Annotated in this window: 19 protein-coding genes; 8 read left to right on the top strand and 11 right to left on the bottom strand. The window is 69.6% G+C overall.

Going from position 1 to position 17,707, the window contains the following annotated elements:
• Positions 1 to 17 precede the first annotated feature (17 nt).
• Positions 18 to 806 (top strand): carboxylesterase family protein, encoded by a 789-nt coding sequence (locus SK854_RS44065; protein ID WP_319981147.1) that lies wholly within the window; start codon positions 18 to 20, stop codon positions 804 to 806.
• Here the strand turns inward: SK854_RS44065 and SK854_RS44060 are convergent.
• Positions 803 to 1,807, bottom strand: a complete 1,005-nt coding sequence (locus SK854_RS44060; RefSeq protein ID WP_319981146.1) for a GDSL-type esterase/lipase family protein — start codon at positions 1,805 to 1,807, stop codon at positions 803 to 805. The genes SK854_RS44065 and SK854_RS44060 overlap by 4 nt on opposite strands.
• 81 nt (positions 1,808 to 1,888) lie before the next feature.
• Between SK854_RS44060 and SK854_RS44055 the strand changes: the two genes are divergently transcribed.
• From SK854_RS44055 to SK854_RS44045, 3 genes are read left to right on the top strand one after another with little or no spacing between them, the layout of a single operon-like run.
• Positions 1,889 to 2,851, top strand: coding sequence for a GlxA family transcriptional regulator (locus SK854_RS44055; protein ID WP_319981145.1), 963 nt, complete (start codon positions 1,889 to 1,891; stop codon positions 2,849 to 2,851).
• On the top strand, positions 2,851 to 3,471 hold the full coding sequence (locus SK854_RS44050) for a DJ-1/PfpI family protein (RefSeq protein WP_319981144.1): 621 nt from the start codon (positions 2,851 to 2,853) through the stop codon (positions 3,469 to 3,471). Before SK854_RS44055 ends, SK854_RS44050 begins: the two co-directional genes overlap by 1 nt.
• Positions 3,472 to 3,531: 60 nt before the next feature.
• A complete protein-coding gene (locus tag SK854_RS44045) occupies positions 3,532 to 5,253 on the top strand; it encodes an MSCRAMM family protein (RefSeq protein ID WP_319981143.1) in 1,722 nt (573 codons plus the stop codon).
• On the opposite strand, the gene SK854_RS44040 is transcribed toward SK854_RS44045, so the two are convergent.
• Together SK854_RS44040 and SK854_RS44035 are read right to left on the bottom strand one after the other, a co-directional pair.
• A complete protein-coding gene (locus SK854_RS44040) occupies positions 5,246 to 5,890 on the bottom strand; it encodes a response regulator transcription factor (RefSeq protein WP_319981142.1) in 645 nt (214 codons plus the stop codon). The two genes, SK854_RS44045 and SK854_RS44040, sit on opposite strands and share 8 nt — an antisense overlap.
• Complete coding sequence (locus SK854_RS44035) at positions 5,887 to 6,936, bottom strand: sensor histidine kinase (protein WP_319981141.1); 1,050 nt, start codon at positions 6,934 to 6,936, stop codon at positions 5,887 to 5,889. Before SK854_RS44035 ends, SK854_RS44040 begins: the two co-directional genes overlap by 4 nt.
• Before the next feature lie 99 nt (positions 6,937 to 7,035).
• Between SK854_RS44035 and SK854_RS44030 the strand changes: the two genes are divergently transcribed.
• The 3 genes from SK854_RS44030 (at position 7,036) to SK854_RS44020 (ending at position 9,081) form a co-directional block, all read left to right on the top strand.
• Positions 7,036 to 7,896, top strand: coding sequence for an ABC transporter ATP-binding protein (locus tag SK854_RS44030; protein WP_319981140.1), 861 nt, complete (start codon positions 7,036 to 7,038; stop codon positions 7,894 to 7,896).
• Positions 7,896 to 8,711 (top strand): hypothetical protein, encoded by an 816-nt coding sequence (locus SK854_RS44025; protein WP_319981139.1) that lies wholly within the window; start codon positions 7,896 to 7,898, stop codon positions 8,709 to 8,711. The genes SK854_RS44030 and SK854_RS44025 overlap by 1 nt, the downstream gene beginning before the upstream one ends.
• Before the next feature lie 73 nt (positions 8,712 to 8,784).
• A complete protein-coding gene (locus SK854_RS44020; RefSeq protein ID WP_319981138.1) occupies positions 8,785 to 9,081 on the top strand; it encodes a hypothetical protein in 297 nt (98 codons plus the stop codon).
• Here the strand turns inward: SK854_RS44020 and SK854_RS44015 are convergent.
• Genes SK854_RS44015 through SK854_RS44000 form a run of 4 tightly spaced genes read right to left on the bottom strand, consistent with a single transcriptional unit; the run spans position 9,056 to position 12,016 of the window.
• A complete protein-coding gene (locus SK854_RS44015) occupies positions 9,056 to 10,117 on the bottom strand; it encodes a molybdopterin-dependent oxidoreductase (RefSeq protein ID WP_319981137.1) in 1,062 nt (353 codons plus the stop codon). The genes SK854_RS44020 and SK854_RS44015 overlap by 26 nt on opposite strands.
• Positions 10,114 to 10,713, bottom strand: coding sequence for a class I SAM-dependent methyltransferase (locus SK854_RS44010; RefSeq protein WP_319981136.1), 600 nt, complete (start codon positions 10,711 to 10,713; stop codon positions 10,114 to 10,116). The genes SK854_RS44015 and SK854_RS44010 overlap by 4 nt, the downstream gene beginning before the upstream one ends.
• Positions 10,710 to 11,381 carry a TIGR04282 family arsenosugar biosynthesis glycosyltransferase gene (locus SK854_RS44005; protein ID WP_319981135.1) on the bottom strand — a complete coding sequence of 224 codons (672 nt, stop codon included), beginning with the start codon at positions 11,379 to 11,381 and terminating at the stop codon, positions 10,710 to 10,712. Before SK854_RS44005 ends, SK854_RS44010 begins: the two co-directional genes overlap by 4 nt.
• Positions 11,378 to 12,016 carry a glycosyltransferase family 2 protein gene (locus SK854_RS44000; RefSeq protein ID WP_319981134.1) on the bottom strand — a complete coding sequence of 213 codons (639 nt, stop codon included), beginning with the start codon at positions 12,014 to 12,016 and terminating at the stop codon, positions 11,378 to 11,380. The genes SK854_RS44005 and SK854_RS44000 overlap by 4 nt, the downstream gene beginning before the upstream one ends.
• 122 nt (positions 12,017 to 12,138) lie before the next feature.
• On the opposite strand from SK854_RS44000, the gene SK854_RS43995 reads away from it, so the two are divergent.
• Entirely contained in the window at positions 12,139 to 13,317 is a 1,179-nt protein-coding gene (locus tag SK854_RS43995; protein WP_319981133.1) for a hypothetical protein, read from the top strand.
• Here SK854_RS43995 and SK854_RS43990 read toward each other — a convergent pair.
• The 4 genes from SK854_RS43990 to SK854_RS43975 all read right to left on the bottom strand — a co-directional run bounded on the left by SK854_RS43990 (position 13,304) and on the right by SK854_RS43975 (position 17,638).
• Positions 13,304 to 14,344: an NAD-dependent epimerase/dehydratase family protein gene (locus SK854_RS43990; protein ID WP_319981132.1), complete on the bottom strand. Its 1,041-nt coding sequence runs from the start codon at positions 14,342 to 14,344 to the stop codon at positions 13,304 to 13,306. The two genes, SK854_RS43995 and SK854_RS43990, sit on opposite strands and share 14 nt — an antisense overlap.
• A 45-nt stretch (positions 14,345 to 14,389) precedes the next feature.
• Positions 14,390 to 15,718: a HAMP domain-containing sensor histidine kinase gene (locus tag SK854_RS43985; RefSeq protein WP_319981131.1), complete on the bottom strand. Its 1,329-nt coding sequence runs from the start codon at positions 15,716 to 15,718 to the stop codon at positions 14,390 to 14,392.
• On the bottom strand, positions 15,715 to 16,386 hold the full coding sequence (locus SK854_RS43980) for a response regulator transcription factor (RefSeq protein WP_319981130.1): 672 nt from the start codon (positions 16,384 to 16,386) through the stop codon (positions 15,715 to 15,717). The genes SK854_RS43985 and SK854_RS43980 overlap by 4 nt, the downstream gene beginning before the upstream one ends.
• 82 nt (positions 16,387 to 16,468) lie before the next feature.
• Entirely contained in the window at positions 16,469 to 17,638 is a 1,170-nt protein-coding gene (locus SK854_RS43975; protein ID WP_319981129.1) for a beta-1,3-glucanase family protein, read from the bottom strand.
• Positions 17,639 to 17,707 lie beyond the last annotated feature (69 nt).

Raw genomic sequence — 17,707 nt, 5'->3', positions numbered from 1 at the left:
TGCGCCTCCACCCACCGGTGGACTGCGACGGCGAGCCGGCGGGCGCTTTCGGTGACCGGCACACGCTGAACGTCTGGTCCACCACGGACGGTCCGGCGCCGGTGCTCCTCTGGATCCACGGCGGCGCGAACACCGTTGGCACCTCGGCACAACCGGAGTACGCGGGCGACTTCCACGCGTCGAACGGGATCGTGTTCGTCAGCTGCGACTACCGGCTCGCGGTCGACGGATACGGTGCTCTGGAAGGGTTTCCGCACAATCGCGGACTGCTCGACGTGGTCTCGGCACTGCGCTGGATCCAGCGCAACATCGCCCGCTACGGCGGAGATCCTGCCAACGTGACCGTCGCCGGCCACTCGTCCGGCGCGCAGACGGTCGCGAGCCTGATGGTCATGCCCTCCGCCCAGGGCCTGTTCCACCGGGCGATCGCGCACAGCCTCGCCGGACGGTTCTTCACGCCGGAGGAAGCGGTCCGAACACAACGGCAAGCCGACCCGGAAGTCGTGCTGTACCAGCCGATCGTCGACGGCGACACGCTGCCGCGCAGCCCGCTGGAAGGCCCGTACGACGTGGACCTGCTGGTCTGCCACACCGCCGACGAGGACGCCGAACTGTTCCAGCGCCCGACGACGCGGCTGGCCGACGAGCACGGCAGCGCGTTCCGTTCGGTCTACGCCCGCCCACCGGCACACCACGGCGCCGACGTCCCGGACATGTTCCGCGGCGACATCGCGCGGGCGTGGGCGAGGTTCGCCCGCACGGGCAATCCCGGCTGGCCCGCGCATGAGCTCAAACGCTGGGACTAACTCTCCGTCGTGAGACCGAGCGTGCCGTTCAGCCGCGGCACGCACGCCCCGTCGCGCTTGTCCGAAGCCAGGAACTCGGTGAGGCACCGGCCGATCTGCTCGTGACCGCGGGCGTTGGGGTGGAACGACTCCTGCAACGCGTGCGATGCGCGCTTCTGGTCCTTCAGACCGTCGAAGTCGACCGTCAACCGCGTGAACCACTCCGTCTCGGGTTTGTTGCCGCCCACGCACGCCTCGTGGCCCTCACCGGCCCGCGCCAGGTCGAGGAAGCGGGCGTTGACCTTCGCCGCGGCGGAGCGCAGGCCGTTCGACAGCTCCGGCACGGCCTCCTCGACGACCCACTCCAGGTCGGCGGTGCGCAGCGGGCAGCCGGACAGGTTCTGCAGCGACTGCGGCATCTTCGGCGACACCGGCGCCGCGTACGACTGCACGACCAGCTGGTAGGAGGAGTCGAGGTAGCCGGAGTCGCGCATGGTCTGGCGGATGGCGTTGAGCGTGTTCTCGACCTTGGGGATCATCCGCCGCACGCGCTTGGTCCACTCCGGTGCCACGGACGACGTGCAGTCGCTGCGCTTGCCCCACGCCTCGAAGCACTTGTTGAGGATCTCGGAGAACCTCGGGTCGTCGTTCGCGCCGATGGCCACGACGATCGCGACGACCTGGTTCGACCCGGCGATCGCGCGCAGCTTCGGCAACTGCTCGTTGCGCAGCTTGTCCGAGTTCGCGCCCGAGCACGCCAGGTTGATCTTCTGGTCGGCCTGGAACTCGGTCTTCATGATCTCGGACTCGCGCGAGCGATGGCACCAGTTGCCACCGTCCTCGCCGTCGGTTCCCGGCTCGTAGTCGCCGGCGCCCTCGCCGGACATCGTGCTGTCGCCGAGCGCCACGACCGCGGTCCTGGTCTCGCGGTCGGGTTCGGAGGGGGGAGGGAACACGTGGTCGCTCACGACCAGCAGGATCGTGAGCAGGCCGATCGCCGCGAAGAAGAGCACTTTGCGCATCGCGCACCAGTTTACGGGGGTGGCCGAATGCGAGGGGGATATGGCGTTGCCGCCTCAGGCGGGGGTGAGGAAAGTGGAGGTGTGGGGAATCTGAGGGAGATAGTCGTGGTCGGCTACGACCGCACGGCGCTGCTGGACCTGGCGGGACCGATAGAGGTGTTCCAGGCAGCCAACTACGGCGAGCCGCGCTACGAGGTCACGCTCGCCACGCTCGGGGGAGAACCGTTCACCGCGACCGCGGGCGTGCGCATCGAGGCGGGCGCCGATCTGCGCGAGCTGGACCGTCCGATCGACACGTTGATCGTGGTCGGCGGCTGGGGCTACGACGAGGCGGCGTCCGACGCGGTGCTCATGACCAACCTGCGGCGGCTCGCGCTGAAGTCGCGCCGGGTCGCCGGTGTCTGCACCGGATCCGTGGTGCTGGCGAGCGCGGGACTGCTGAAGGGCAAGAAGGCGACGACGCACTGGGCGTTCACCGGCGAGCTGGAGAACCGCGGTGTCGAGGTGGAGCCGGACGCGATCTTCGTGTGCGACGGCGAGGTGGCCACGTCCGCGGGCGTGACGGCGGGCATCGACCTGGCCCTGGCCATGGTCGAGCAGGACCACGGGCCCGGACTGGCGCGCAGGATCGCGCAGTACCTGGTCGTCTTCCTGCAGCGCTCCGGCGGCCAGTCGCAGTTCAGCGTGCACACCCGCGCGAAGCCGGTGCGGGACGGCTCGCTGCGCGCGTTGCTCGACGACATCCACGCCGATCCGACGCGGGAGTGGACGGTGCCGGTCATGGCGCGCAAGGCCATGATGAGCGTGCGGCACTTCGCGCGCGTCTTCTCCCGCAACGTGGGCGTCTCGCCCGCGCAGTACGTCGAACGAGCCCGCGTCGAGGCCGCCGCCGACCGGCTGGCCAGCACCGGAGACTCGCTCGACCTCGTCGCCCGCCAGTCGGGGTTCGGCTCCGCCGAGACCCTGCGAAGGGCCTTCCTGCGCGTGCTCGGCGTGTCGCCGGGCAGCTACCGCGCCCGTTTCCGGACCACTGGGGTTGCCTGATGGAAGCCACGTTCGTGCTCTACCCGAACATGACCGCGCTCGACTTCGTCGGCCCGTTCGAGGTGCTCGGCAGCGTGCCGGTCATCACGGCGCGGTTCGTCGCCGCCACGCTCGACCCGGTGAAGTCCGACAACGGGCTGAGCGTCGTGCCGACCGACACGTTCGACTCGCTGAAGTCGACGGACATCGTGGTCGTGCCGGGCTCCGGGCACTGGAAGGAACTGCTCAGGGACTCCGGCGGCGTCGTCGAGTGGCTTCAGGAGGTCCACCCGACGACGAAGTGGACGACGTCGGTGTGCACGGGCTCGACACTGCTCGCCGAAGCCGGGCTGGTGTCGAAGGCCACGACGCACTGGGCCGCGCGCGAGGACCTGGAGGTGCGCGGCGTCGAGGTGTCGACGGACCGGGTGGTGTTCGACGGCAAGGTCGTCAGCGGAGCGGGCGTCTCCGCGGGCATCGACATGGCGTTGCGGCTGGTCGAGGCCGAGTTCGGCGAGATGGTCGCGCAGGCCGTGCAGGTCGGCATCGAGTACGACCCGCAGCCGCCGCGCCCCTACGACTCGATCCCGCCGGAGATCGCGCAGGGCCTGAAACAGGCTTTCGACGCTATCCAGGTCTGACTTCGAAGCCCTATGGTCGAGCGGACGGCTCAGGGGGAGCCGTCCGTTCTAGGGGGAACGATGTTCAGAACAGTGGCCGCGCTGGCGGCCGTCTTCAGCCTGCTCGTCTCAGGCACGCCGGCCTCGGCCAGCCCGACGGGGATCGACGGGACCGTCACGTCCGCGGCGACCGGGCTGCCGATGAAGGGGATCCAGGTCATCGCGAAAACGCCCGACGGGGGCTGGGTGCGCGATGGCTTCACCAACGCCGACGGCAAGTTCGACATCCCGCTCACGGCAGGCCGGCAGTACCGGATCTTCGCCCACGCCAGTGAGCACGAGGAGCACCTGAGCGAACCGGTGACCGCTCCCGGCAGCGTCTCGATCGCGATGAAGCCCTTCACGTACGGCTCGGTGCGCGGCACGTACCTGCGCAAGCCCGGTGAGCCGATCGCGAACGTCGGCGTGCGGCTGACCGACCTCAACGGCAACGACGTCAAGGACAGCACGACCACCGCGGCGGACGGCACGTTCCGCTTCGACCACGTGCGCACCGGCGAGCGCAAGCTCCGCTTCTACTTCCCCGAGTGGTCCGACCACTGGTCGGAACAGCTGACCGTGCGCGACGGCGAGGAGACCGTCGTCGAGCAGGTCGCCCGGCCGATGGGCAGCGCCGAGGTCACCATCCGCGACCGGACCACCAGCGAGCCGATGGCGAACGTGCGGGTCGACAAGGAAGGACCGAACGGAGGCGGGATCGGCAAGACCACCGACGCGCAGGGCAAGGTGCGGTTCGAGAACCTGCTCACCGGCAAGTGGCGCTTCCTGATCCAGCCGCCGACCGGCTACCTCTACGAGACGATCGAGGACGTCGAGGTCAAGGCGGACGAGACCGCCGTCGCCACCGGCACGCTGCAGCACGAGGCCGTCTTCGAGCTGACCTTCACCGACGCCGCCACGGGCGCTCCCGTCGACGGTTGCTACGTCACGGTGGAACCGCGTCAGCGCAACGTCGTCCCGAACGGTCCCGGCACCTGCAGCACCGACGGAACCGGCAAGCTCCGGGTGACCGGCCAGTGGCCCGCCACTCAGCGCCTCTTCGCGTTCCCGCGCACGTCCACCACGCACGGCAGCCAGTGGGTGGGGGCGAACGGCGGCACCGGTGACGTCGAGCAGGCGCAGTGGTTCGACACCGTCAGCGGCCAGACCACGCCCGTGCAGGTGAAGTTCGACGGCGCGGGCACCATCAGCGGCTCCGTCGTCGACGACGAGTCGGGTGCCGCGGTCTCGGGCCTGTGCCCGTCGGTGACTCCGTCTCACTACTACGTTTCCCGGGGCCGCAACGTGAAGTGCACCTACACCGAGGGCCGCTACGAGATCAGCGGTCTCGGCCCGTACGCGTGGAAGGTGCAGTTCCCGTCGGAGTACGGCGACCACGCCTGGCAGTGGTCGGGTGGGGCGGCGGACCGCTTCGGCGCGACGCCGGTCCAGGTCACACCCGGCGGCACCGCCACGGTCGACGCACGGCTGAAGAAGCCCGGCAGGATCAGCGGGAAGCTCGTGAACGCCACCAGGCCGTTCGAGTACACGACGGTGCTCGCGGTGAACCCCGTGACCGGCGACTACGCCGGGCCGTCGGCGTCGCGGAACAGCAAGTACGAGTACTGGATGAAGGGCTACGCCACCCAGGACGTGCAGCTGCAGTTCCACGGCAACTTCGAGGACGAGATCCAGATCCACCCGGACCTCGTCCACGTCCAGGAGGGCCAGGAGACCTCAGGGGTCGATCTGCAGGTCAGGTGAGGCCTGACTGAACGGCGAACACGACGAGCTGGGCGCGATCGCGTGCGCCCAGCTTCACCATCGCCCGCGACACGTGCGTGCGCACCGTCGCGGGCGAGATCACCAGCACGGCGGCGATCTCGTCGTTGGACGCGCCGGACGCCACGTGCCGCATGATCTCCCGCTCGCGTTCGGTCAGCTTGTCCAGGTGCGGCACGGGCCTGGCCGACGCACCGGACGCGAACCGGTCGATCACCCGGCGCGTGACGGACGGCGACAGCAGCGAACCGCCGTCGGCCACCACGTGCACCGCGCGCAGCAGGTCGGTCGGGTCGGAGTCCTTCACCAGGAACCCGGACGCGCCGGTGCGCAGCGCCTCGAACACGTACTCGTCCAGGTCGAACGTCGTGAGCATGACGATCCGCACGTCGCCCAGTTCGGGGTTGGCCGAGACGCGGCGCAGCACCTCCAGGCCGTCCATCACCGGCATGCGGATGTCGAGGAACACCACGTCCGGCTTCAGCGACTGGATCAGCGACAACGCCTCGCGTCCGTCGGCGGCCTCTCCGGCGAACTGGACGCCGTCCTCGGTCTCGATCAACGTCCGCAGTCCCATCCGGACCAGCGGCTGGTCGTCGGCCACCACCACGCGAATCATGAGGGCAACGGTATCCGTGCGATCACCGCGAAACCGTGCGATGCGTCCGTTTCCAGCGTGCCACCCAGTGCTTCGGCCCGTGAACGCATGCCGGTGATGCCGTGGCCTTCGGTGACCGTGCCGGACGTGCCGGTGTCGGTCACTTGCACGACAAGTTCACCGCGCACGACGTAGACGCGTACGGACGCGGTGACGCCGGGGGAGGAGTGGCGCAGGACGTTGGTCAGCGACTCCTGCACGATCCGGTACACGGCGAGTTGGTAGGTGTCCGGCAGTTCGACTTCCGCGACCTCGACCGACACCTCGAGTCCTGCCTCGCGCATCCGTGCGGTCAGCGCGGGTATGTCGGCGAGGGTGATCGTCGGTGTCAGCGGGGCCGAGCCGCGCAGAGTGTCCAGTTCGGACCGCAGGCCGTCCAGTGCTTCCTTCGACGTGTCGCGGATGGCCTCCAGCGAGGCGCGGGCCTTCGCGGGATCCTTGTCCAGCACGTAGAGCGCGACGCCCGCCTGCATCGCGATCACGCTCAGGCCGTGCCCGACGACGTCGTGGACCTCCTGGGCGAGCCGCAGCCGTTCGGAGATCACGGCACGCTCGCGAACGTCCACAGCGGACTTCTTGCGCAGCTTCATCAGCACACCGGCCGCGACCGGCAGCAGGATCCAGCCCGCCGACCAGGTGATCCACGAGGTGATCGAGTCGTTCCACCACGGCAGGATCGCCAGCGCGTAGACCAGCGCACAGGCGGCTGCCAGCTCGATGCGCGCGTACACGGCCACTGCGTACATCGCCGCGACGCCGCTCATCAGGATCGGACCGAACGGATAGCCCTGCGCCAGGTAGACGGCGATGGCGACGGTCGTGACGGCCACCGTCCACAGCGGACGGACCGAGCGGAACAGCAGGCCGTAGGCCGCCACGACGATGAGCACGTAGGCGAGGACGTCGAGTGACTCCCCGGTCTGGAGACGCGCGGCGAATCGCGTCCCGGCGAGTCCGAAGAACAGCAGCGCCGCGGTCAGCGCGATGTCCTGCCATTTGAAGCGCATGAGGCCGACCATACGACCCGGGACGTACGCAGATGTGCGTATCTTCATGACGCTCCGGAGCGGACGACCAGGGGCTCTCACGGGAACACGATTGTCGGCATGATCGTGACGACGGAGAAGCTGACGAAGCGCTACGGCGACCGCGCCGTGGTGGACGAGGTCAGTCTGTCCGTGCGGCGGGGCGAGGTCTACGGGTTCCTCGGTCCCAACGGCGCGGGCAAGACGACCACGATCCGCATGCTGCTGGGGCTCGTGAGGCCCACGAGCGGTACCGCGTCGGTGCTGGGCGAGGCGCCCGGCACCCCCAAGGCGTTGCTCAAGGTCGGGTCGCTGATCGAGGGGCCCGGTTTCTACCCCTACCTGTCTGGCCGAGACAACCTGCGCGTCCACGCGGCTCGCCGGGGCGTCGGCAGGACGCACGTGGAAGCGGCGCTGGAGCAGGTCGACCTGGTGAGTGCCGCCGGCGAGAAGTTCCGCCGGTACTCGCTCGGCATGAAGCAACGGCTCGGCGTCGCCGCGGCCCTGCTCGGCCAGCCAGAGCTGCTGATCCTCGACGAGCCGACCAACGGCCTCGACCCGGCGGGCATGGCCGACATGCGCGACCTGGTGCGGGCGTTGGCGGCCCAGGGCCAGACCGTGTTGCTGTCGAGTCACCTGCTCGGTGAGGTCGAGGAGATCTGCGACCGGGTCGGGGTGATCTCCCAGGGCCGGCTGGTCGCCGAGAGCACGGTCGACCAGTTGCGCGGTGACACCGTGCTGCTGATCCGCGCCGACCCGATCGAGAAGGCGCACGTGCTGATCGAGGGCAGCTCGTTGCACGGCGACGTGCTGCACGTGCGCGAGACGGACGCGGGTGCGTTGGTGCGCACGCTGGTGCACGCCGACGTGGACGTGCAGGAGGTCCGGCCACTGCGCCGGACCCTGGAAGAGGTCTTCTTCGAGATGACGGGAGCGGCGTGATGGGCAGCGTGAAGGCGGAGCTGCTGAGGCTGTGGAAGTGGCCGGCGACCTGGGTGCTGATCGGCGTCTGGCTGGTGATGACGCTGACGTTCGGCTACGTGTTCAACTACCTCGCTCTGAACGGCGGCACCAACACGCGTGACCTCTCGCAGCAGCAGCTGATCAGCGCGATGCAACCGGAGAACGTGGGCGCGGCGGTGGTGCGCGGCCTGCCCATGTTCGGCGGGGCGATCATCCTGGTGCTGGCGGCGCTCGCGGTCGGCAGCGGATACGGCTGGGGCACCTGGAAGACGACGCTGACCGCCGGCCCGCGCCGGGTCTCGGCGATGGCCGGCACGCTGGGCGCGCTGGGGATCATCGTGGTGCTGCTGGTGGCGCTGACGTTCGTCGTGAACCTCGGCGCGTCCATCACGGTCGCGTCGCTGGAGGGCTGGGACTGGAGCCTGCCGGGATTGGGCGTCTTCAAGGCTTTGGGCGCGTCACTGCTGATCGCCGCCATGTGGACGGGGTTCGGGGTGTTCCTCGGCGTCGTCACCAAGGGGCCCGCGCTGGCCGTCGGGCTCGGGCTGATGTGGGCGATCGTCACGGAGAACCTGTTGCGGGGCGTGGGTTCCCTGCTCGGACCGGTCGAATCGCTGACCAAGGTCCTGCCCGGTGGTTCGGCCGGCAACCTCGCCGGTGCCGTCGGCGGATCGGGTGCTCCCGGTGTGCTGACCGATCTCAGCGGCACCACCGCGGCGCTGTTCCTCGCCGGGTACGTCGTGTTCTTCGTCGGCGCGGCGACGCTTCTGAAGGTGCGCCGCGACCTCGTATAGGGCCACGGCGGCCCAGGTCACGCCCAGTGCGACCGCGACTCCGGTGGGGTAGTCGCGGTCGTGCAGGCCTGGGTTGACCGGCCCGCTGTGCTCCCGCCACAGCAACGGGATCGCGATCAGCGTGATGACTCCGGAGACGGTCAGGCCGATGCCGATCGACGGCCGCTTGATCACGAGCCCGGAGGCGCCGACGAGCGGGGCGATCAGGAAGTCGTGCAGCACCACGCCGCCGCCCAGCCAGAGCAGCAGTTCGATGGTGATCTGGGGCAGGAGCAGCCAGGCGCCCCAGGCTCCCAGCCCCACTCCGGCCGCGCCCAGCGCGAACCTCATGCCGGTCGTGGTGCTCACTTCTCGACCTCCAGCGACGTGACCCACTTCGTCTGCAGCACTCCTGGCCGGTTCGGGGCGATGAGCCGGCACGGGTATCCGTGGTCCGGACTGAGTTCCTCGCCGTTGAGCTGGAGTGCCAGCAACGTCAGCGGGTCCTGCGCGAACGCCTCGGGCAGCGTGGTCGCCCGGTACAGCCCGTCCTTCTCCAGCGACTCGACCCGCACGTCGCCGCCGTTGACGAGTTCGGAGACGCGGACGCCGGTCCAGGTCGCGTCCTGGCTCCAGCCCTCGACGCACGCGATCGGCAGGTCGACGGTGGTCTGCGGCATCGCCTGCAGTTCCTCCAGCGAGTAGCTCTTCGCGCCCGCTTTGAGCCGCCAGTCCTGTGGCACCACGACTTTCGCGGCCTGCGCGGTCCGGTTGACCGGCAGGTCGCCGTCCGAACGCCAGGCCAGCACGGAGATCTTGCGCAGCCACGGCACCGTGACGCCCGCCGTCGCGACGACCGCGACACCCGTCGTCAACGCGGTCGTGCGCAGGAAAGCCCTGCGGGACAGGATGGTCCGCTCTTCGGACTTGGGTTCGAGGGTGCGCCTGATGACCGGGATCTTGACCGCGATGTGCACGAGCAGCGCGCCGATCACGATCCACGCCACCGCGTAGTGGGCGGTCGGGAAGTAGAACGACCACGGGTAGTTCTGCGCCGCGTTGAACAGCCCGGTGACCAGCTCGAAGAACGACGCCGCGATCAGCACGAAGATCGAGCCGCGTTCCAGGGCGTGCGGCACGTTCTTGACCAGCGGCCGTTCGAACAGCTTGGGGTAGACGCTCCACAACTTGGCCAGCAGCAACGGAATCGACGCCACCCCGGAGATCACGTGCACCCCCTGGGTGACGCGGTAGAGGTCGACCGGCCGGGTCGGCCACACCCAGTCGTGCTGCACGCCGTGACTCAGCAGCCCGGTGACGAAGCACAGCCCGAACGTGATGCCGAGCCACGTGCCGACCCGGCTGGTCACGCCGGTGTGGTGCGCGGGGGACTTGAACGCAGGGGTCTTGAACGAGGGGGTCTTCACAGCCGCTCCCAGCACGCGAACCAGCGCCCGGCGCGTTCGACCTGCCACAGCAGGAAGAACCCGTCGGCGGTCAGGGACTCCGCGTCGCTCCAGGCCCACGGGAACCACTCGCCCCTGGTGCCTTCCGTCCGCACCCGCGCCTGGCCGATGGTCAGCCCGGAACCCGGCTGCTCGACCTCCACGACGACGGTCCCGCTGGGCTTGAGCAGCTGATGGACGCGCCGGAGCAACGCGGCCGGGTCGCCACCGATGCCGATGTTGCCGTCGGCCAGCAGCACGTGCTGCCAGCGACCCTCGCCGGGCAACAGGTCGAACACGTCGCGGCGGATCGCGATGCCGCCGCGTTCGGTGGTGCGCCGGATCGCCTCCGGTGACACGTCGACGCCGAGCGCCTGGACGTGCCGGGCCAGGAGAGCCGCCACGAGACGGCCCGGTCCGCAGCCGACGTCGAGGGTGGGGCCGGTGCAGGCGTCGAGGAGGACGGAGTCGCCGCCGTCCGCGTCCGCCTGCCAGCGGGCGACGCTCAGTTCGCGCGGGGCGGTGCCGGTGAGGTCGAGCCAGCTGGGACGACCCTGGAGGGCCTGGTCGAACATCATCGCGCCACCGCCGCCAGTTCGGTCAGCGTCGCGGCGAACCGGGTGTGCGGTGCCAGAGCCGCCACGGCGCGCGCGTCGACCATTGTGTCCACATCGGACAGAATCGGCAGGTTCCGCACCCGCAGCCCATCGCGCGGAGACGGCTCGTCCGCCGTCTTCCAGCCCTGCAACGCCTCCAGCGTCCGCGCCCCGGTGTCCGCCCGGGACATCGGCACGTCCCGCAACACCTCGGCCCGCAGCGGATCCCGCAACCCGAGCGCCCACCACCCGCCGTCCAGCGCGAACCCGAGCGCGGCCTCGTCGAACTCCGCACACGACTCCAGCAGCGAGGGCGTCACCTGCGGCGTGTCCATGCCGATCTGCAACACCGGCATCCCGAACCGCGCCACGTCGGCGTGCGCGTGCACCAGGCGGTCGGCAAAGGTCTGGCCGCGCTGCGGGATGACCACGCACTCCGCCAGCGCGTCCCGCACGTCCTCGCGCCGCACCACCCCGGCCAGCGCCACCACCGGCACGGCGCCAGGGGTGGCCAGCGCGGCCTCCACCGTGTCGAGCAACGCGGCTGCCGCGACGTCGGCGGCCTCCTCGGGGGTCAGCGGCGGGCACAGGCGGGTCTTCACCTGGCCGGGGATCGGCGACTTGGCCATGATCAGCAGGCAGAACCTCATCGCAGCACCCCCGCCATGTCCCGCGCCGCCCGCATCGTGCCGCGCACCGAACCCGACACCTTCGAGCGCGTGCCGGCCGCTCGCGGGCCGTAGGACACGTCGACCTCGCGCACCCGCCAGCCCGCCTCGGCCGCGCGCACCAGGAGTTCCAGCGGGTAGCCGAAGGCGCGGTCCTGGAGGTCCAGCGCCAGCAACGCTTCGCGCCGGCACACCCGCAGGGGCGCGATGTCGTGCACGTCCAAACCCCTGCGCCGCAACAGGGACGAGATCACGGCGTTGCCGGCCCGCGCGTGCCAAGGCCAGACGCCCGGTTGCACGGGCCTTCGTCGTCCGACGACGAGGTCGGCGTCGGCCAGCAGGGCGGCCATCGCGGGCAGTTCGGCCAGGTCCAGCGAACCGTCCGCGTCGGCGAACGCCACCAGGTCGGAGGTGGCCGCGAGCAGACCGGTGTGCACGGCGGCGCCGTAGCCGCGTTTGGGCTCGTGCACGACCAGCGCGCCGTGAGCAGCGGCCACCGAAGGAGAACCGTCGGTAGAGCCGTTGTCGACGATGATCGCGCGGTATCCGGTAGGAAGGGAGGCGAGGACCGCGGGCAGTGCGGCGGCCTCGTCCAGGCAGGGCAACACGACATCCATGTGTCCACCCTGGACCATCGGAAAGTGTTGTGGTGCTTACGGAATTATGACGCACGAAAGAGTTCTTACGATTGTCTTGCGAGGTCCGCGAGACCCCCGCGGCACCCCCTAGGTTGGGCGCGGTGCGTCTAGTCATCGCAGGACTGCTCGTCGTTGCCGCCATCATCGTCGGGATCGTCGTCAACGCCCACAACCCGGACCTCCTCTACGCCTCGGCGGCACCGATCTTCGGCAACTGGGATCCGCACGTCGGCCCCGGCACGCCGCTCGCGGTCCTGATCGCGTTCCTCGTCGTCGCCAAAGGTCCCGAGCTCACCGGGCACAGGTTCGCGCTGCCGATCGCCTACGCGGCCTCGGTGGCGTTCACCTTCTCGCTCGCGATGATCGACGGCTGGGGCCGGTTCGTCACCAGGCTGACGACCGAGGACGAGTACCTGCACGAGGTTCCGGGCATCACCGACGTCCCGGCGATGCTGCGCGGGTTCGCCGCGCGCATCCCCGACTTCCAGCCCGACTCGTGGACCACGCACGTCTCCGGTCACCCGCCGGGCGCGTTGCTCACGTTCGTCGCGCTCGACCGCGTCGGGCTCGGGGGAGGGGCGGCAGCGTCGATCTTCTGCCTCCTCGTCGGGTCGCTCGTGGTCGTCGCGATTCCCAAGGCCATCGACAACAACGCCGTGCTGCCGTTCCTGGTGCTGTTCCCCGGGGCGGTGTGGGTCGGCGCGTCGGCGGACGGCATGTTCATGGGCGTCGCGGCCGTCGGCCTCTACCTGCTCACGCGGTGGCCGGTGCTGGGCGGCGTCGTGCTGGGCTGGTGCCTGTTCCTGTCCTACGGACTGGTGTTGCTGGCGCCGCTCGCGATCGTCGCGGTCGGCTGGAAAGCCGGCTGGAGGATCGGCTGGGCCGTCGCGGGCGCGCTCGCGGTCGTGGGAGCGTTCGCACTGAGCGGGTTCTGGTGGCTCGACGGCTACGAGCTCGTGAAACTCCGCTACTACCAGGGCATCGGCGCCACCAGGCCGTACTGGTACTGGGTGTGGGCGAACCTCGCGGCACTCGCGCTGGTCATCGGCCCGGCGGGAATCAAGGGACTGCGCAGGGACAAGTGGGTCGTCGCGGCCGGCATCTCGATCCTGGCCGCCGACCTGTCCGGGCTGAGCAAGGCCGAGACCGAACGGATCTGGCTGCCGTTCGCTGTCTGGCTCCTGGTCGGCACCGCGAAGCTGGACCACCGGAAGAGGTGGCTCACCGCTCAGGCGATCACGGCCCTGGCGGTGAACCATCTCGTGCTCACGAACTGGTGACGGACTCCCGCTGCGAGGCGAACGCGAACTCCCGCACACCGTCCTCGAACCCGACCTGAGCCTCGAAACCCAGCACCTCCAAGGCTTTCGCGGGTGAGGCGACGACGTGCCGGACGTCGCCCGGCCGTGCCCCGCCGACGATCTCGGGCGTCGGCCCGTCGCACGCGTCGGCCAGCGCGAACGCCAGGTCGCCGATGGTGTGCGGGGTGCCGGAGCAGACGTTCACGGCCTCGAAGCCCGGACGCGGCGACGACAGAGCGAGGACGTTGGCGCGCGCGACGTCCGTGACGTGCACGAAGTCGCGCCGCTGCCGTCCGTCCTCCATCACCCGTGGCGCGTCGCCGTTCTGCAGCGCGGACCGGAAGATCGACGCGACCCCGGCGTACGGGGTGTCGCGCGGCATCCGCGGGCCGTAGACGTTGTGGTACCGCAACGCCCACACGCTCCCGCCGGTCTGCCGGGCCCACGCGACCGCCAGGTGCTCCTGCGCCAGCTTCGTGGCCGCGTAGGTGCTGCGAGGCTCCAGCGGAGCGTCCTCGGGCACCAGCTCGGAGACCACGAAGTCGCCGCAGGAGCACCGCGGCTCGTACCTGCCCGCGGCGAGATCGGCGGCGGTCCGTTCGGCTCGCACGATCCCGTGCGAGAGACACCGATAGCGCCCCTCGCCGTAGACGACCATCGACGACGCCAGCACCAGCCGCGACACCTTGGCCCGGTACATCTCGGCCAGCAACACCGCCGTGCCCAGATCGTTGTGGCGCGCGTAGGAGGGCGCGTCGAACGGATCGACGCCGTGTCCGACCATGGCCGCCTGGTGGCACACCGCGTCCACAGTGGACAACAACGGCCGCAGCACGTCGGGAGAGGTCACGTCGCCGATGACAAGTTCGTGTTCCAGCAAAGGAACAGCGCTGTGCGCCTCGGGCAGCAACGCGTCGAGCACCACGCATTCGTGGCCCTGGGAGGTCAGCTCGTCCGCGACGTGCGACCCGATGAACCCGGCCCCGCCGGTGATCAGTACTCGCATGCACCGACCGTAGGACTCACGTGACGCCCCGGCGTGCCCCAGGCGCTAGCCGTCAGAACTCCGTAAGACCATTTCGACGACGAACCGCGAGCCGCCCGCCTCACGGTCCTCCACCCAGACCCGGCCGCCCAGTCGATTGACGTGGTCGCGGACCAGCGCCAGCCCCAGCCCGCTGCCCGTGTCGTCACCCCGGCTGCCCGCCATCACCCCGCGCGCGAACCGTTCGAAGATCTCCTCCCGCAACCCCTCTGGCACGCCGGGCCCGGCGTCCTCCACCGCCAGCCGCGCGGAAGAACCGGCGGTCCGCACGGACACCAGCACCGCGCCACCGGCGTGCCGCTCGGCGTTGTCCAGCAGGTTGGTCAGCACCCGGTCGAGCCTGCGCCGGTCGCCCAGCACCACGGCGGGCTCCAGGTCAACCGGCACGGGCACGCGGGTCGCGATCACATTGCGCACCAACGCGTCCAGCGCGATCTCCTCCGGCGCGGGGTCGTCGGTCTGGTCCGCCCGGGAGATCTCCAGCAGGTCCACGACCATCCGCGCGAACCTGTCGACCTCCGAGGTCAGCAGTTCCAGCGCCGTTCCCGCGGTGCCGGGCAGGTGCTCGCGACGCCGGCGCAGCACTGCGCCCGCGTTCACCATCGTCGTCAACGGCGACCGCAGCTCGTGCGAGACGTCCGACGCGAACCGGGCGTCCCGCAACGCTCTCTGCTCCAGCGCCTGGGCCGTCGAGTTGAACTTCGCCGCCAGCGCCGCGAGATCCGGGTCGTCCTGGTCGGGCAGCCGGGCGTGCAGATCACCGCCGGCGATCCTGCCCGCCGCGCAGTTCAGCTCCGTCAACGGTTTCAGCGCCCGCTTCGACGCCCACGACCCCAGTGCCGCCCCGAGCAGCGCAGACCCGATCGTGCCGGCGATCAGCACCGCGCTCAGGAACGCGAACGTCCGGTTGAGCTGTTGCAGCCCGAACAGTTCGACGTAGACGGCGTTGCCCGCCACCGGCCGTGCGACGGCGAGCATCGGCAGGCCGTCCACGGTGATCCGCTCCTTGCCCGGCGGGTGCTCCACCAGTCCGGCAGGCAGCTGCGACGGCTCGACCTTGCGGCCCGCCGTCACCAGGCCCTCCGGGCTCATCACCAGGATCGACGAGTCGGGCCCGGTGGTGAGGCCGGTCAGCAGCTCGTCGAAGCCGGGCGAGGCCAGCGACCGCTCGACCAGCCGCACGTTGACCTCGGCCTGCCTGGTCGCGCTCGCCTCCCGTTGCCGCAGCATGTAGCCGGAGGCGAGGTTCCAGGTCGCGAACGCCAGCACGCTCGTGACGACCAGCAGGCCGAAACCGAACGAGAGGGTGACCCGGCAGCGCAGCGTGAGTCTCACGAGCGGATCCGATAGCCGGTGCCGCGCACGGTGAGCACCAGCTCGGGATCATCCGGGTTGGCCTCGATCTTGCGGCGAAGTCTCCTTATGTGCACGTCGAGCAGCCGGGTGTCACCGAAGTAGTCATATCCCCAAACCTTTTGCAGCAACTGTTCCCTGGTGACGATTCGGCCGCTCGCACCAGCGAGTTCCAGCAACAGCCGGAATTCCGTCCTGGTGAGATGAACGCGTTCCCCCGCCCGGTGCACGAGCCCTTCCTGCGGACGGATTTCCAGTTCCCCGATCCGAACGGCTTCACGGCCCGGCCCGCGTCTGCGCAACAACGCGCGGATGCGGGCGGCGAGAACTCCGGCCATCAACGGTTTCGTGACGTAGTCGTCCGCTCCCGCCTCCAGTCCGGTGATCACGTCACGGGCGTCCGTTCGCGCCGTCACCACGATTATCGGCAGGTCACCGCGTGATCGGAGGGCCCGCACGACCTCCAGGCCGTCCATGCCGGGCAACGTGAGGTCGACCAGCACCACGTCGAAGGATTCCGTCTCCAAACGTTGTAACGCCTCTTCGCCCGAACCTGCCTCGTCAACGGTGAATCCCTCGTCGGACAGAGCAAGGCTCAACGCCTGCTGGATTCGCTCGTCGTCTTCGACCAGCAGGACCCGTACGCACACAACGACTCCACTGTGTGAGAGCCGCGGCGACGGCGTCTCACACAGTGGAGTGAAAGTCGATCAAAAGCAAGATTGCTTCGGTTTAAAATCCGGTCAGCGTGACTTTCGCCGAACGCGGGTTCGGTTCGTGAACAAGTGACTCGAACGCGCCGACGTCATCGAACGCGAAGCCGTAGGCCTTCCCGTCGGCCATGTTCTGGTGCACGATCTTCGAGAAGTGGTTCGTGGTCGCGCGGGTGTAGAAGTCGGCCGCGTTGTAGGTCGGCTGGGTGTGGATGAAGCCGAACGTCGAGCGGTTGAGCCCGGCGCACAGCGAACGCGAGATCGCGCCGACGTCGTTGTTGGGCGCCGCGAGGCGGCCGTCGCAGTTGAAGACGTCACGGGTGGACGGCTGCTGGAACGACGCGACCTGCTGGCCCGCCGTGTTGGTGAAGTTGAGGTTCCCGCCGCTGAAGCGTCCGGTGAACCTGCGGTTCGGCTCGTTCTGGTACGGCACGACGGTCAGCGGCGTGTTCTGGTACGTCGACCAGGCGCTGCTGACGTAGTTCGCGAAGTACGAGCCGGAGAACACGCCCGCGTCGAGACCCTTGCTCGGGTTCAGCACGCGCAGCCGCGTGCCGTCCGAGCGGGTGTGGATCAGCCGCGCCCAGTCACCGCCGAGCTGCTGGTGCTGGTCGAAGATGCGGTTGCGCCCGTTGGAGACCAGCTGGCCGGTCTTCTTGGTGACGCCGCTCTGCGAGGTCGCCTCGACCGCGTGGGGCACCGAGAACATGTCCACCTGCGAGCTGTTCAACCACAGCCCGCCGCCGTTGTAGGTGAACTCGCTCCAGTCGAACAGGATGTCGCGGTTCGGGTCGCCCGCGGCCCACGGCGCGGGCTGCACCAGGCCGCCCGGGACCAGGGAGAACTTCAGCTTGTCCCGGAAGGACATGTAGAGCCGGCCGCCGGCGAGGTTGAGCGGGATCTGCAGGGTCCGGCTGGCGCCGTTCCCGGGACCGGGGATCGAGACGTCCGGTGCCGGGGTCGGCGGGATTCCGCCTCCGGACCAGGCCGTGAACTGGCCGTTCGCGTTCACGTAGCCGAGCCGGCCGCCCATCTCGCCGAACACGTACAGGTGGGTCGCGTCGCCGCGGCCCGAGCTGTTCGTGACGGTGAGCGGGAGCAGGTTGGGTGGAGCGGCTTGAACAGCAGGTGCGGACATCGTTGTCAGCCCTAACAGGGCCGATGTCGCGAGCAGCAGGAGCTTGCGCATCGACTATCTCCTCACTGAGACAGGCAGCGACCTTTTCAGCGGCGGTGAGAGCGCTCTCATACCAGCGCG

The organism is Lentzea sokolovensis, from assembly GCF_033949975.1.
In the GTDB taxonomy this organism is placed as follows: Bacteria; Actinomycetota; Actinomycetes; order Mycobacteriales; family Pseudonocardiaceae; genus Lentzea; species Lentzea sokolovensis.
Note: the sequence above shows the minus strand (reverse complement) of the source record. Positions and strands in the feature narration are given on the sequence as shown.